Source organism: Lysinibacillus canaveralius, assembly GCF_047301505.1.
Lineage (GTDB): Bacteria > Bacillota > Bacilli > Bacillales_A > Planococcaceae > Lysinibacillus_B.
The window spans coordinates 4259382-4273893 of record NZ_CP154840.1 but is presented as its reverse complement, the minus strand read 5'-3'; the positions used below and the strand labels follow the sequence as shown (position 1 = coordinate 4273893).

Below are 14512 nucleotides of genomic sequence, written 5' to 3'. Positions count from 1 at the left end.
AGCAATAGGGCCATAGTATTGAATAATATTCTTTTATAAAAGATTATCAAACGGCGGTTTGAGAGCTTATCGGTTCATTAACACCTAAAAATAGAAACTATAAAAAGCCAAGAATTGTTCACTTAATAAATCCCTCGGCTTTCATTACTTATTATCGAATACCGTTATTTCTTTAGCTGTGAATGTTAGCCCTTCTGAATCGGCACTTGATGTTGTTGGCTCTTCAAAATATACCGAGACCATATTATTTTTGTTTAATCCATTAAATGTTAATTCATCACCAGCTTGAGTCTTAATAATCGTGTCCTCAGTTATTTTAATAGCACAGGAATAACCTATATCATCTTTAATAGGACTCTTATCCAATTTTCTAACTAAATCTGAACATTCAACATAGATGTTATCTTCTTCTATAGAATTTATTTCTCCGTAAATAGAATATGTTTCATTTGAACAAGCAGTTAAAAAGATGAAACTAAATATTAAAACTAATTTCTTCATACCCAAACACCTCCTTATGCTTAATATTTTGGATAAATATTCTTATTATCCTTCATTTTTATAAAAAATTCGAAATGAAAAGAGAAAGTGAATTTATGGCAATTTATATAAATAAGTGGAGAAACTTAAAAGCTGAAGCACAGCAGCAAGTAAAACCGACTTCAAATTCGATTGATACATTTATTTAAGTTATACAAACATATACAAATAAACGTTCTCAAATAAAAGTTTGAGGACACAGAAAACCACTCTTCCACAATCAAGCGCTAGTGTTGCATAAACCTTATATTTTTAACGGATTTTTTAATAGGTTTTTGAGGTCAATGAAATATCGTACGCCAAAATTAAAATTATATGTTTAACCCCGACCTAAATATAGAACGGGGCTACGCTTGTTTGGTCTTTTAAAATTAAATAACTTTATTGTTTTTGTACAATACAAAGATTTATATGCAATTTGTGCGTAACTAGTTTCTCTATTTCCAACTTTCACTAAATTTATTCTACAAAAGTTCTATTTAAAGTTATTATCCTGACGATATATATAAGGATAAAAGGAAAAAGGAGGGTATTTTATGGAATCCATTGATTCAGTAATGCTAAAAGATACGTACCGGAAAAATTTATTGATGACAGTAACAATGGGAATATCCTTGTTGGCAGCATTCTTGCTGGCAGTTACCACTAAAAATCAAGACAATGCGATACTGTATGGCATTGACTTGGCGCTGTTGATCGGATTTTATGTGCTTTTTAACCATATAATAAAAAAGCCAAACATTTTCGCTTATATTGCGATTATTCAGGTCTACTCAGTTGCCATTGTCGGAAATCTACTTTTTGGAAGCAATCTACAAACGATTTTGATATTACTGTTTTTGATTGCATTCTCTGCGGTCCAGTTGAAGTTGAGGGTATTCATGATCGGGTATACATACGGTTTCTTACTGCTTATATTGAACCATATAACGAGTGAAGATCAAATAGTAACCGATATATTCAGCTACGCCATACTGCTGTATGCTTTACTGGGAGTCATCTTCTTTGTGATTATTCGGATGACAAATGAACAATTTAAGACTGTCATTTCTCATTTGATTGCCAATGAAAAAGAAGCAGCTAATAAACAAATAGAAAAAGAGCAGCTTGAAAAAAGCGTTTCAAGCATTACCGAAAACATCTCACATGTAAATGAGAGAGTTCAGCAAAATATGTTTTCTCAAGAAGAGATGTCTAAAGCAGTTATGCAAATGGCCGGAGACAGCCAAGTTCAATCTTCGAAAATCAGCCATATAGCGCAAAATGCTACTTCATTGAAATCTGGGATGCACTCACTATTTGAGACCTCTCAGCAGCTGAAAAAAGAATCAGAAGACGCAAGTAAAATTGCCAAGGAAGGAAAGAAAGAAATTGATTCCTTGACATCGGATATGAATTCCTTGAAAGAAAAAATTGCTGAACTCAATGAAACCTACATTGAGTTATCAAATAAACTTGAGGAAACAAATGGATTTGCTGAATCCATTCAGGGAATTACAGAGCAAACCAATTTGTTAGCGTTGAATGCCTCGATTGAAGCCGCAAGAGCAGGAGAAGCTGGAAAGGGTTTCGCTGTGGTCGCCGATGAAATTCGTAAGCTTGCTGAAGTTACGAATCAGACAACCGCAAAAATCAAGGATAACTTGATAGGACTTAATAAAAGTAACACGGTTGCATTCGAGAAGATGAAAGATAGTACAGAAACAATTAATAAAAATGCCGCAACAACAATTGAAGTATCGAATCATATTACAGATGTAACCTCCACCCTGGATGAGCTTGATCAAGGTTTACTTGGATTTTTAGAATCTGCTTCTACAATGATTGGTCAATCATCGGAAATAGAAGATGCCACGAATAATCTTGCAGTCATCATAGAGGAGAACTCTGCCAGCCTGGAAGAAATGAGTGCGACGATTGAGACACTTACACAGGATAGCCAGTTGATTGCATCAAACATGGGAGAAACAGCAGCGAAAGCAGCATCATTAGTTCATTGATTCCAATAGGATCAGCAAAAACAATATGAGTGCATCTTGTGCATTACATTGCCAAGACTGAAGCAGCTTACAGTCATTTATAGATAATTTTAGCAGTAAAGAAAAGAGGAAGAGCACAATCAGCTCCTCCTCTTTATTTTCATTAAAAATAGTTACTGTCTACTCACTGCCATGGATTCTAGAATGGATATTCACGCGGTACTTTTTGTACAGAAATCCATTTTGTATCCGTGAATTCATCCACAATCCAGGGGTTGCCGAAGCGGCCGACACCGGACTGGCGCATACCACCGAACGCTGCGCGTGTTTCATCATTTACGGTCTGGTCATTAATATGGGTCATACCGAATTCAATCTCCAGTGCATATTCCCGGGCCTTTTCTTCATTGCCGGAGAAGATGGCCGAACTTAAGCCGTAAATAGTATCATTCGCAAAGCGGATTGCTTCTTCATCCGATGAAGCTTTAATGATCGGCGCAACAGGGCCAAAAATTTCGTTTTGCGCCAAATCGCTGTCGTTGCTTACATTGCCGAAAATCGTCGGTGTAATGACATTGCCGACTACTTTCCCTTCAAGTAATATCTCTGTATTTTCTGCTTTTGCTTTATTAATAATCTCTTCAATTTTCTTTACTTGCTGGTTATTAATAATCGGACCGATAATGACTTTATGATCACGTGGATCGCCACACGGAATCCGCTTCACATGCTCCACAAACTTTTCGACGAATTCATCATATAGATTTTCATGTACGATCATACGGTTGGTAATCATACAGATCTGGCCCTGATGCAGAAACTTGCCAAATACAGCCGCTTTTACTGCCTGGTCCACATCGGCATCCGCCAATACAACAAACGGCCCGTTACCGCCGAGTTCGAGGGCCACCCGCTTGAATAAGCCGCCAGCTATATTACCTATACGGCGTCCCACTTCGGTCGATCCTGTAAAGCTTACAAGGCGGACCACAGGATGCTCAACCATGACATCTCCAATAATTGATGACTTTGTTAGAATACTTTGGAACACCCCAGCCGGAATACCAGCTTCTTCAAAAGCTTTTGCAATCACAGAACCGGAAGCAAGGCTCACCTGTAAATCTGCTTTATGCACGACTGCATTCCCAAGAGCCAAAGCCGGAGCAATCGTACGCATCGATAAATACAATGGGAAGTTAAATGGCGCAATGGAGCTTACCACTCCGAGCGGCAGGCGGTGCATTTCATTGATTTTACCTGGAATAACAGATGGCTCTGTGCGGACTTCATAAACACGGTCCACCATTGTTAATGCTTCCTTCAGCACTGCAATTGTATTGGCTGTTTCTACGCTTGCCTTTATAAAACTGGAGCCGGATTCAATGATCAATAATTCAATAATTTCCTCACGGTGCTCTTCGAAGTAGGCAATCGCCTTTGTCATGACATCCCGGCGCAGCTCTGCATCCTTTGCCCAAGCACGGTAGGAGGTATGTGCAATATCGAATGCTTCTTCAACCTGCGATAATGTAGCAAGTTTCACTGTAGCTAATACTTCTTCATCGAATGGATTTGTAATATCAAATGTTCGGTCTGACAGGCCGTCCACCCAATGACCGTTTATATAATTTTTGTTGAGCTGTGTATACGTTGACATATCCTTTCCTCCTTATATAGTAGGTTTGCAGAAATACAATTCACTTCTAGTGCTGCTAATGTGAACTGAACCCCGAATAGTGTCTCTTTTTAAAGGAGATTTAAAAAGCATGACATTGCTTCCATACCCATCTATGTAGATTAAAATCATTTTATCAGTATAAAAAATGTCTTATTACCTTCATAGACAATCCAGTACCATCCTCATAAACTATTAGTTACCTATAAACATTATGAAATTACTTTCTAGGAAACGAGATACGTGAGAAGACTAGAAGTAAGCGGTATAATAAATAGGGTGAACCAAATAGATAGAAGGATGGATATTAATAATGGATGAGCAATTAGTAGATTGGATTACACGTTTTCAAAATAAGAAGGATATCGAGGCTCTTGCACATTTAAAAGAATATTGCTACGAGATGATTGAACCCTTAATTATAGAATTTACTGAGAAGTATGGCGAAGATGCAGGAGAATTATTACGTTTAAAATGGGATAAAAGATTTTATTTTATTTTTACGAAATATCAATTGAATGTAGGTCTGCCATTAGATAACTTTGTTAAAAATACGTATCGCTTTTATTTTATGCAAGTTTTAAAAAAAGCTGGTTATATAAATAAATAGATAATAGACTTGTGCGGGTGACATACACTCCGCATAAAAACCTATTTTACTTTTTGTGGACCTGTACAAAAATTCAGGCCAATAAGAAAGTAAATTCGATTGTATCGAGGATTAGTTCCGCACTGACCTAAATAAATGAGACAATTTAAAAACATCTTACGTTGAAAACGGGTACTGAATACCAGAAAATCAATGTGGAGATGTTTTTTTCTATGGCTTTAAAAGTAAGTTATCCAGCTGAAGTTAAAATGAAACCGATTGAAATGAGAGCAGCAATCATTCTAGTGAAACAGGTCATGGATAAGTTGAATAAGGGAAGCAAATTACAATTAACGACTTGGATGAAAAGGTGCAAAAATGGAGAGATGCAACGCTTCTATCAATCAGCGGTGAAGCAATATCCCTTAGATAAAGGACGGCAATATGATTGATTCAGAAAAAGTTTACTTACAAGTTGAAAAGGGTATCTAAAACAACAAATCGAAATATTAAAAAGGTCACAGAATTGCGGAGAACACGGTTATAGAGGCAGCTGTTCGGTTAGTGGAGACATTCATAAAAATAACTGTGTGATAGGTCTATTTAAATACACGAAAAAACCAGCCGTAGTGTAAAACCTACAGCTGGCTGAATAAATCTTTTTTTACTCTGTTTTATAGATGAGGTCACCCCTGTAAACAGATCGTTTTTATTATTGATAAATAATATCCTCTGCTAAATGGGTAAATGCCTCCCCAACAACAGAATCTTCGTCATAAACCGAAGAACCTGTATTTTCTTCCGGCTTAGCAAATGGTACGCGGGCAAGAACATTTGTATGAAGTTCATCTGCTAATTTTTCCGCTCCACCTTGACCAAGTAGATAATGTTTTTCACCATTTTCATTTTCAAAGTAAGCCATATTTTCGATAACACCTAAAATCGAGTGTTTTGTATGTTGAGCCATTGCGCCTGCACGTGAAGCCACATGTGAAGCAGCGTTATGCGGTGTTGTTACGATAATTTCCTGGGCTTGTGGAATCATTGCCGCCACATCGATGGCAACATCTCCTGTACCAGGTGGTAAATCTAGTAGAAGATAATCTAAATCATCCCAATGTGTGTTGACAAGGAAATTACGAATCCATTTGTTCAGCATTGGGCCACGCCACATGACGGGCTGATTATCTTTTGAATAGAAGCCCATCGACATGACCTTCACGCCATTGCTCTCAACCGGAATAGCCGTTTGGTCAATCATTGTTGGTTTTTGATCAATCTTCATCATAGCTGGAATACTATAGCCATAAATGTCTGCATCGACAATACCAACTTTTTTTCCAAGACGGGCAAGGGCTACTGCTAAATTAATTGTAACAGTCGACTTACCGACACCGCCTTTACCACTCGTAACGGCAATAAATTTGACGCCGGAATCGGGTTTTAGCATTTTAGGCATACCTTGTTCTGTTACATTTTGAGCTTTTAAAGTAGCTGTTAAATTTCGACGCTCTTCATCTGTCATTGAACCAAATCGAAGGGAGACGCTTGCAGCACCAAGATTCCTTAAAGCTTGTTCAATATCACTTTGAATTTTAGCTTTTAGCGGACAACCAGAAATCGTTAAAATCACGTCAAGGGAGATATGAATACCATCAATAATTTTTATATTGCGAACCATATTTAACTCAACTATGCTTTTATGAAGTTCCGGGTCTTCAACATGCTTTAGTGCATTTAACACACTCTCGTTTGTTAACATTTCATAAACTCCATTCTATTTTAATCCTTGACCAAGTCCCTTTAAGAAGTGAATGCCGAAGTTCATGGCACGATTCACATCAGGATCATTCAGCATTTTAGCAAGCTTGAAGACACTGACTTTTTCATCAGTGTCCACCGCTTTGTTTGCTTCATCTAAGCCAGTAGTTAAACTTTCGATAAGTTTTGTTGTTTTTTCTGGGTCCATTGCTGTTAAAGCACCTGCAGCACCCATTAAGTTATTGATGAGATTCGTAACTGGTTTACGAGTCAACTGACCTAGTGCAATATGGGCAACATCTTCTTTTGCTTCAAGAAGTTTTGTGGCAGCTTCTAGAGCGCCGATATCATTTAGCTCGGCCATGATAGTAAACACTTGATTTACTGTGTCTTCATTTTCGGAAAGCAGCTGTTTTAAATTTTCCAGCTTTTGTTCTTTTATTTGTTCTTCTGTTAATTGTTGCTTTTTAATGGTTTTAATTGGTGAAGCCATACATGTCACTCCCTTCCATTAGTTTGTTGTTAAGTGAACGTAGCCAGGACGATTCCATTTGCGTTGTACTTCGACACCGTTTTGTGGATGACGCTTTTTGTTTCTTGGATTTGTTCTAGGAAGTGGTGATTTACCTTTTGCTTTCAATACTTCCACTCGTACTTTTGTTTGTTTGTATGCCGGTGTCATTGTATTCACATCAGAACCTCCACCAGTCAAGAAGTTGATTGCTGAATCTTTGCTAGTAGAGTTCATTGGTAAGAATAGTTCGTTACCTTGTACACGGTCTGTTACAAGGGCATTTAATTTTAATGCACCAAATGGAGACACTAAACGTAATAACGTTCCATCTTCAATGCCTCGTTCTTTCGCTAATTCTGGTGATACTTCTACAAAGATTTCAGGTACTTTTGATTGAATACCTTTCGATTTATTTGTCATATTTCCTTCATGGAAGTGTTCTAACATACGTCCATTGTTAATATGACAATCATACTGTGCTTCGAATTCAAGAGGTTTTACCCAATCGTTTAAAGCAAAACGAGCTTTTTTGTCAGGGAAGTTAAAGCCATCTACGTATAGTAATGGTGTATTTGTACCATCATGGCTGCCCCACAGGAAGCTGCCCCAATCTTCTAATACATCGTAGTTATTTCCAGAGAAAATTGGAGAGAGACTAGCCATTTCATCATAGATTTCACTAGGGTGGCTGTAATTCCAATCTGCTCCTAAGCGACGAGCAACTAATTGAAGGATTTCCCAATCCGCTTTTGATTCACCAAGTGTTGGTAAAACTTGATATAAGCGTTGAACACGACGTTCTGTATTCGTAAATGTACCTTCTTTTTCAAGAGATGGTGCTGCCGGTAAAATAACATCTGCATATTGAGCTGTGCGTGATAAGAATACATCTTGTACAACAAAGAAGTCTAAAGATGAAAGAACTTTATCTACGTGGTTCGCATCTGCATCTACAAGAGCCATATCTTCACCAACTAAATACATAGCTTTCATTTTACCTTCCATAATCGCATCCAACATCTGCGGATTTGTACGACCTGGTTGTGGTTGAATTTCAACGCCATATGCTTTTTCAAACTTAGCACGTGCCTCGTCATCTGTTACTTTTTGATAGCCTGGTAATAGGTTTGGTAATGTACCCATGTCACAAGCACCTTGTACATTGTTGTGACCACGAAGAGGATAGGCACCTGCACCTGGACGGCGATAGTTACCAGTAGCTAAAAGAAGATTTGAAATAGCTGCTGAAGTATAAGAACCACCTGTATTTTGTGTAACACCCATACCCCAAAGAACACATGTACCGTCTGCATCACGAATCATTTCCGCAACATTGATCAACGTTTCTTTCGAAATACCTGTTGTTTCTTCTGCATAGTCAAGAGTGTATTTTTCAAGGACATCTTTAAAAGCATCAAAGTCATGAACATTCTCTTTAATGAAGGCTTCATCATGCCAGCCTTGATCGATCATGTATTTTGTAACAGCCATTAACCAAACTTGGTCAGTACCTTGTTTTGGACGCATGAAGATGTCAGAGCGTTCAGCCATTTCGTGCTTACGAACATCGGCAACGATTAATTTTTGACCATGTAACTTGTGGGCACGTTTTACGCGAGTCGCTAAAACAGGGTGACCTTCTGTAGGGTTTGCCCCAACAATAATAACAAGACCAGCTTTCGCAATATCTTGGATTGTTCCTGCATCACCGCCAAAACCAACTGTGCGCAATAAGCCGTCTGTAGCTGGAGATTGGCAATAACGTGAACAGTTATCAACGTCGTTTGTGCCAAATAATTGACGTGCCATTTTTTGAATTAAGTAGTTTTCTTCATTTGTAATTTTTGAAGAAGAGATAAAACCGACAGAACCAGGGCCGAATTCTTTTTGAATCCCGCCAAGTTTTGAAGAGATTAAATCTAATGCTTCATCCCATGATGCTTCAACAAATTCTTCGTTTTTGCGAATCAATGGTTTAGTAATACGTTCTTCAGAGTTGACGAAGTCCCAGCCGAATTTCCCCTTGATACAAGTAGAAACAGCATTTACAGGGCCATCAGAAGGCTGTACTTTTAAAATTTTGCGGTCTTTTGTCCATACTTCAAACGAGCAGCCTACACCACAGAACGTACAAACTGTTTTTGTCTTTTTCGTACGTTTACTACGCATAGCAGCTTCGACTTCAGAAACAGCAAAGATGCCGCTATATCCTGGTTCAACTTCTTTGATTAAGCTAATCATTGGATCTAATGTTTCTTGCTTAAGACCAGTCATGAAACCAGCTTCTCCAAGCATCGATTTTTCCATTAAAGCGTTACATGGACATACAGTTACACATTGTCCGCAGCCTACACAAGAAGATTCATTAATGCTCACGCCTTCATCCCAAATAATACGAGGTCTTTCAGCTTCCCAATCCAGCGATAATGTTTCGTTAACCTGTAAGTTTTGGCAAACCTCTACACATTGTCCGCAAGCGATACATTGATTAGGGTCATAACGGTAAAATGGGTGTGACATGTCCACTTCATGTGGCTCTACTTTTGGTTCATAAGGATATTTTTGATGCTCAATTTCCATCATTTCTGCTGTGTTATGTAGCGTACAGTTCCCATTGTTGTTATCACAAACCGTACAGTACAATAAGTGATTTTCCAGTAGACGGTCCATTGCTTCTGTTTGGGCAGCTTTCGCTTTGCCGGAAGCTAGCTGGATATCCATGCCATTCATTGCTTTTGTTGAACAAGAACGAACCAGTTGGCCATCAACTTCAACGATACATGTATCACAAGTTTGGATAGGATCCACTGATGGTACATAGCAGATTTGGGGATGTTCAATGCCATTTTGATTAATGACTTCAAGAATTGTAGCGCCTTCTGGAACTTCATACGGTACGCCATTAATGTTAATTTTAGTCAAGGTAGACTCCTCCTTTTGCTTTTTGACAAGTATATGACAACAGGTTAATGCTTATGGTAAAGCGAACTAGTACGTTGCGTTGATTATTCAGAACAGTAATCATCTTCTTATGCTATGTTAAGACAGTCCTGTTGGCGCTATTCCAAATTTATCGAATCCCCATACAAGAGTAGTAGAGGGAATATACATTAACGAAGTTCTCATATTGTTGACATGTGTAAAAAATAAAAAAATCCACCATGAAACGGCATGGTTCTCACATGCTGATTATTCATGGTGGATAAAATTTTTAACAGGTCGTGCTAAAAACTCAATCTACTTTTATTTTTTTAGGTTTAACAATAGAACTCAAATATTATGAATCAATATGCGGATAGTTCAACCTGAGTGGGTAAAACTAAGATATACGTATCAAAATACATCAATCCCATTTGTAATAATTCTTATTATAGCGTTTACATTTAAAATGGACAATATTTATCATAAGTTTTGAACAATGTAATAATTATCAAAAATATTTTCGCTTTAATTTTTTTAAAAGTTGCTATATTATTAACAAACTGTAAGGGTGCCCTCAAGAAAAATAAAATAAAAAGTTTAATTAGGTTGGGAGAATCGTCAAAATGTCAAAAAAAGTACATGAATTTAACGACATTATTCGAAAGCTGCGCAAAGATTTATTTGGTAAAGGACCCGAACGTATTCATACTGTTTTTGTAGAGAACATGGCCGTTTCGACTTTATATGGCAATCTTACACCAACAGAAAGATTTATTGCGAGTAATCCAGAAGGTCAAAAAATGGTTCATGCTGCCCGTACAAGTATGATTCAAGATTTGTATTCTAAAGCAGTTCCAGAAGGTATGGAAGAATTGATGGGCACAAAACTGCTCCATTTATTTACAGATATCAAAATTGAAGAGGATTTTGCTATTTCTGTATTTATTTTCGAGGATAAAATTAGTGAATAAAGAGGATGCCTTATGAAAAAAGCAGTCACACGAGAGATTGTACGTGTTGAAAACAATAAATTTAAAGAAACAGCCGATATGGTTGTCACAGAATATGCTGTCACAGTCAAGATTAATCAGCAAGAATTCGTTACAATGGTTTGCACACCGGAATATGTAGAAGATATGGTAATGGGCTATTTAGCCTCGGAGCGAATAATTCGTAGTTTTGAAGATATTGAAGAGATTTGGTATCAAGAAGAAGAAGGCTTTGTGCATATTAAAACAAAGCAAATCAATCCTTTCTATCAACAAATCCAAAATAAACGTTATATTACCTCCTGCTGTGGGATGAGCCGCCAAGGTTTCGTCTTTGCCAATGATGCCCTGGCAGCTAAAAAAATGGAAGATGTTCATGTGCGTCTTACAACAGATGATTGTTTTCGCTTAATGCGGGATATGCAGGACTCGGCTTTAACATTCCAAGAGACTGGCGGTGTTCATAATGCAGCGCTATGTGATGTGAACGGTATTGTCTTAAGCCGTATGGATATTGGACGTCATAATGCATTAGATAAGATTTATGGATATTGTTTACGAAATAACATTAGCATCCGAGATAAAATTATTGTCTTCAGCGGAAGGATTTCATCAGAAATTTTACTGAAAGTATCAAAAATTGGGTGCGAGATCGTTCTATCTAAATCAGCGCCAACAGAATTGGCATTGCAATTGGCCGAGCAGCTGGGGATTACGACAGTCGGTTTTATCCGTCAAAATACATTAAATATTTATACACATAAAGAGCGCATTCAATTACCAACAAATGAAATGGACCAATAGGAAAGAAGGAGAGTAAAAATTACTAATCTACAGGATCAATTGCACAGACCGTTGAGAGATTTAAGGATATCAGTGACAGACCGCTGTAACTTTCGCTGTCAATATTGCATGCCGGCAGAAATATTTGGCCCGGATTTCGCTTTTTTACAGCCCGATAAAATATTGAGTTTTGAAGAAATCGAGCGATTAGTAAAGATTTTTGTCTCATTAGGTGTGAAAAAAGTACGTATTACAGGTGGCGAGCCTTTACTCCGTCAAGATCTGCCAAAATTAATTGAACGTATTCATCGTATAGATGGCGTAGAGGATATTGCTTTAACAACCAATGGCACTTTATTGAAAAAATATGCCCATGATTTAAAAAGGGCGGGATTATCAAGAGTATCTGTTAGCCTCGATTCGCTAAATGAAGAGCGTTTTTTTGAGATGAATGGCGGGCGGGGAAAAGTGAAGACAGTGCTGGAAGGCATTGAGAAAGCCGCAGAAGCCGGTTTGCTAGTAAAAATCAATATGGTTGTTCAAAAAGGGAAAAATGAACAGGATATTGTTTCGATGGCAGAATATTTTAAAGACAAAAAGCAGATTCTTCGTTTCATCGAGTATATGGATGTAGGCAACTCAAATGGCTGGAGACTGGATGACGTGGTAGGGAAGAAAGAAATTATTGAACAAGTTCATCAAATTTCTCCGTTGGCTCCCGTTGAGCCTGCTTATAAAGGAGAAGTAGCTACCCGTTATCAATATCAAGATGATGCAGGTGAAATCGGTATCATATCATCTGTAACAGATTCTTTCTGTTCAAACTGTTCACGTGCCCGTATTTCAGCTGAAGGAAAATTGTATACTTGTTTATTTGCAACAGAAGGAACAGATTTAAGAGAACTATTAAGAAGCGGAGAAGATGATGCATCAATCATCAGATGCATTTCGGATGTCTGGGAAAACAGAAAAGACCGCTATTCCGATGAACGCAATGAACGGACGATGGAAAAAAGGAAAAAATCAAAAATCGAAATGTCGCATATCGGTGGTTAAAGAAAAAAACAGAAAAAAATCGGCAAACTATTGCCGGATTTTTTCTGTTTACTTATGCACAAATGTGCCGCTTTTTCCGCCCGTTTTTTGAACAAGATACGTTTCTTTAATCACCATATTTTTATCGACGGCTTTACACATATCATAAAAAGTGAGTGCGGCAATGCTCACAGCAGTTAATGCTTCCATTTCGACGCCTGTTTTGCCGCTGCATTTCACGGTTGCCTGAATGTGGAGTTCATATCCAATAGCTGCTTTTTTGTATTCAAATTGGAAATCCGTTCCTTGGAGCATAATCGGATGGCACATTGGGATAATATCCGCTGTTTTTTTTGCCCCCATAATCCCTGCGATTTGCGCTACTTGTGTAGGATCACCTTTTTTTATGCCGCCTTGTTGGATGGCCTCATAGATTTCATTGGATAAAGTAATCGTACTGCGGGCGATGGCTGTACGTTCGGTAATTTCTTTTTCTGAAATATCGACCATTTTGGGACGTCCTTCTTCGTTCCAGTGTGTAAAGTTATTCATAGGTAGACTCCTTTTTAACTGTTTGTGTCCAATCTAGTTGAGTATTGATATTGACAAATGTAGAGGTTTCTTCTTCAAATGCAACGTAGCACACTTGAAGTTGCTCTAACAGGACCTTCATACTTCTTTTGTTTTGCTGGAGTAATAAATTTGCTTTTGGTAAAGCAGTGCGTCGATATAAGGAAGCAAGAGGCTGTAATCTGGAAGCCTGTTTAGGAACAATTGCATCATAGCGATCATCGATAAATGTAAGCATAGTTTGGACAAAATCTGCATTCATATAAGGCATGTCACTAGCGACTACAAAAAACCACTCAACATCCGGAAAAATCTCCATTATGGTTTGTAATGCAGCCAGAGGTCCTTGATGAGGCTGCTTTTCAATTACCATTTGGATTTTTTCTTCTGAAAACTTCGATTGCAAGCTGGCATTAGTCGCGATAATTAAAGGCTGTAATCGATTTTTTTGTAAAGCAGTAAGGCTGTTTTTATATAAAGGCTGGCCATCAAACAATTCAAACATTTTCGGCTGCCCATACCTAGAAGATTGACCGCCAGCTAAGACAACACCGGCAATCTTCATATGCGGTTCAGCTCACCGACAAAATGTTGAACAGTAGGAAGAATTAACTTTGTCATAGCAAGTGTCACTGCGTTAACGGAACCTGGCAGCACATAGATGGCGGTTTTATCGCGGCTGCCTGCTGTGGCACGACTAAACATAGCTTTTGGGCCGATTTCTTCATAGCTTAATGACCGAAACAATTCCCCAAAACCCGTCATTTCTTTTTCAAAAAGAGGGGCAATGGTATCGTAGGTTTGATCTCTTGGTGTAAACCCTGTACCACCAGTGACAATGATCGTATTGATGGTTTGATTCTCACACCATTCTTTTACATGCTTTGCTATCTCAACAGGCTCATCTTTTGAAATTTGGTAGTCTATTACTTCAAATGAGGCCTTTTGGAGAAATGATTGAATTTGTTGCCCACCAAAATCATCCGCCTTTGTGCGTGTGTCAGTCACTGTTAAAATGGCGGCTCTTATAGGAAGTTGATGATGTGTAGGGTGCAAGATAAAGGACCTCCTTTACTAGAGTTGAATCCGTTTTTTAATGAAAAACATTGCTTTTATTATAATGCTATATATGAAAAGGTCAAACTGAAATTCATA

Annotated in this window: 14 protein-coding genes; 6 read left to right on the top strand and 8 right to left on the bottom strand. The window is 37.9% G+C overall.

All coding sequences use genetic code 11. From position 1 onward, the window contains the following. Window positions 1-144: 144 nt before the first annotated feature. A complete protein-coding gene (locus AA0Y26_RS21470; protein ID WP_413364041.1) occupies window positions 145-501 on the bottom strand; it encodes a hypothetical protein in 357 nt (118 codons plus the stop codon). 575 nt (window positions 502-1076) lie between these two features. On the opposite strand from AA0Y26_RS21470, the gene AA0Y26_RS21465 reads away from it, so the two are divergent. Next, window positions 1077-2540 carry a methyl-accepting chemotaxis protein gene (locus tag AA0Y26_RS21465; RefSeq protein WP_413364040.1) on the top strand — a complete coding sequence of 488 codons (1464 nt, stop codon included), beginning with the start codon at window positions 1077-1079 and terminating at the stop codon, window positions 2538-2540. A gap of 178 nt (window positions 2541-2718) precedes the next feature. Here AA0Y26_RS21465 and AA0Y26_RS21460 read toward each other — a convergent pair whose 3' ends face one another. Beyond that, the gene (locus tag AA0Y26_RS21460; RefSeq protein WP_413364039.1) at window positions 2719-4176 is read right to left on the bottom strand and encodes an aldehyde dehydrogenase family protein; all 1458 of its coding nucleotides are present in this window, start codon (window positions 4174-4176) and stop codon (window positions 2719-2721) included. A 331-nt stretch (window positions 4177-4507) separates the two neighbouring features. Between AA0Y26_RS21460 and AA0Y26_RS21455 the strand changes: the two genes are divergently transcribed. After that, entirely contained in the window at window positions 4508-4804 is a 297-nt protein-coding gene (locus AA0Y26_RS21455) for a hypothetical protein (protein WP_413364038.1), read from the top strand. A 161-nt stretch (window positions 4805-4965) separates the two neighbouring features. Then, the gene (locus tag AA0Y26_RS21450; RefSeq protein WP_413364037.1) at window positions 4966-5235 is read left to right on the top strand and encodes a hypothetical protein; all 270 of its coding nucleotides are present in this window, start codon (window positions 4966-4968) and stop codon (window positions 5233-5235) included. Window positions 5236-5495: 260 nt separating this feature from the next. On the opposite strand, the gene AA0Y26_RS21445 is transcribed toward AA0Y26_RS21450, so the two are convergent. The 3 genes from AA0Y26_RS21445 to fdhF are packed head-to-tail and all read right to left on the bottom strand — an operon-like array spanning window position 5496 to window position 9980. After that, window positions 5496-6545: a P-loop NTPase gene (locus tag AA0Y26_RS21445; RefSeq protein ID WP_413364036.1), complete on the bottom strand. Its 1050-nt coding sequence runs from the start codon at window positions 6543-6545 to the stop codon at window positions 5496-5498. Window positions 6546-6560: 15 nt separating this feature from the next. Then, the gene (locus AA0Y26_RS21440; protein ID WP_413364035.1) at window positions 6561-7037 is read right to left on the bottom strand and encodes a DUF1641 domain-containing protein; all 477 of its coding nucleotides are present in this window, start codon (window positions 7035-7037) and stop codon (window positions 6561-6563) included. Window positions 7038-7055: 18 nt separating this feature from the next. Further along, complete coding sequence (fdhF, locus tag AA0Y26_RS21435) at window positions 7056-9980, bottom strand: formate dehydrogenase subunit alpha (protein WP_413364034.1); 2925 nt, start codon at window positions 9978-9980, stop codon at window positions 7056-7058. A gap of 623 nt (window positions 9981-10603) precedes the next feature. Here fdhF and AA0Y26_RS21430 point away from each other — a divergent pair. From AA0Y26_RS21430 to moaA, 3 genes are read left to right on the top strand one after another with little or no spacing between them, the layout of a single operon-like run. Further along, window positions 10604-10951: a DUF2294 domain-containing protein gene (locus AA0Y26_RS21430; protein ID WP_413364033.1), complete on the top strand. Its 348-nt coding sequence runs from the start codon at window positions 10604-10606 to the stop codon at window positions 10949-10951. A 12-nt stretch (window positions 10952-10963) separates the two neighbouring features. Then, window positions 10964-11773, top strand: coding sequence for a formate dehydrogenase accessory sulfurtransferase FdhD (gene fdhD, locus AA0Y26_RS21425; protein WP_413364032.1), 810 nt, complete (start codon window positions 10964-10966; stop codon window positions 11771-11773). 18 nt (window positions 11774-11791) lie between these two features. Then, window positions 11792-12808 carry a GTP 3',8-cyclase MoaA gene (gene moaA, locus AA0Y26_RS21420; RefSeq protein ID WP_413368344.1) on the top strand — a complete coding sequence of 339 codons (1017 nt, stop codon included), beginning with the start codon at window positions 11792-11794 and terminating at the stop codon, window positions 12806-12808. A gap of 48 nt (window positions 12809-12856) precedes the next feature. Here the strand turns inward: moaA and moaC are convergent, their stop codons facing one another. Genes moaC through AA0Y26_RS21405 form a run of 3 tightly spaced genes read right to left on the bottom strand, consistent with a single transcriptional unit; the run spans window position 12857 to window position 14413 of the window. Beyond that, window positions 12857-13339 carry a cyclic pyranopterin monophosphate synthase MoaC gene (moaC, locus tag AA0Y26_RS21415; RefSeq protein ID WP_413364031.1) on the bottom strand — a complete coding sequence of 161 codons (483 nt, stop codon included), beginning with the start codon at window positions 13337-13339 and terminating at the stop codon, window positions 12857-12859. Then, a complete protein-coding gene (locus AA0Y26_RS21410) occupies window positions 13332-13922 on the bottom strand; it encodes a molybdenum cofactor guanylyltransferase (protein WP_413364030.1) in 591 nt (196 codons plus the stop codon). Before AA0Y26_RS21410 ends, moaC begins: the two co-directional genes overlap by 8 nt. Then, on the bottom strand, window positions 13919-14413 hold the full coding sequence (locus tag AA0Y26_RS21405; RefSeq protein ID WP_413364029.1) for a MogA/MoaB family molybdenum cofactor biosynthesis protein: 495 nt from the start codon (window positions 14411-14413) through the stop codon (window positions 13919-13921). The genes AA0Y26_RS21410 and AA0Y26_RS21405 overlap by 4 nt, the downstream gene beginning before the upstream one ends. Window positions 14414-14512 lie beyond the last annotated feature (99 nt).

Bases quoted from the DNA above. Each gene is read 5' to 3' on its own strand.
- AA0Y26_RS21440 (WP_413364035.1), bottom strand. From the start codon at position 7,037: ATGGCTTCACCAATTAAAACCATTAAAAAGCAACAATTAACAGAAGAA.
- AA0Y26_RS21455 (WP_413364038.1), top strand. From the start codon at position 4,508: ATGGATGAGCAATTAGTAGATTGGATTACACGTTTTCAAAATAAGAAG.
- AA0Y26_RS21430 (WP_413364033.1), top strand. From the start codon at position 10,604: ATGTCAAAAAAAGTACATGAATTTAACGACATTATTCGAAAGCTGCGC.
- fdhD (WP_413364032.1), top strand. From the start codon at position 10,964: ATGAAAAAAGCAGTCACACGAGAGATTGTACGTGTTGAAAACAATAAA.
- moaC (WP_413364031.1), bottom strand. From the start codon at position 13,339: ATGAATAACTTTACACACTGGAACGAAGAAGGACGTCCCAAAATGGTC.
- AA0Y26_RS21410 (WP_413364030.1), bottom strand. From the start codon at position 13,922: ATGAAGATTGCCGGTGTTGTCTTAGCTGGCGGTCAATCTTCTAGGTAT.
- AA0Y26_RS21445 (WP_413364036.1), bottom strand. From the start codon at position 6,545: ATGTTAACAAACGAGAGTGTGTTAAATGCACTAAAGCATGTTGAAGAC.
- AA0Y26_RS21465 (WP_413364040.1), top strand. From the start codon at position 1,077: ATGGAATCCATTGATTCAGTAATGCTAAAAGATACGTACCGGAAAAAT.
- AA0Y26_RS21460 (WP_413364039.1), bottom strand. From the start codon at position 4,176: ATGTCAACGTATACACAGCTCAACAAAAATTATATAAACGGTCATTGG.
- AA0Y26_RS21470 (WP_413364041.1), bottom strand. From the start codon at position 501: ATGAAGAAATTAGTTTTAATATTTAGTTTCATCTTTTTAACTGCTTGT.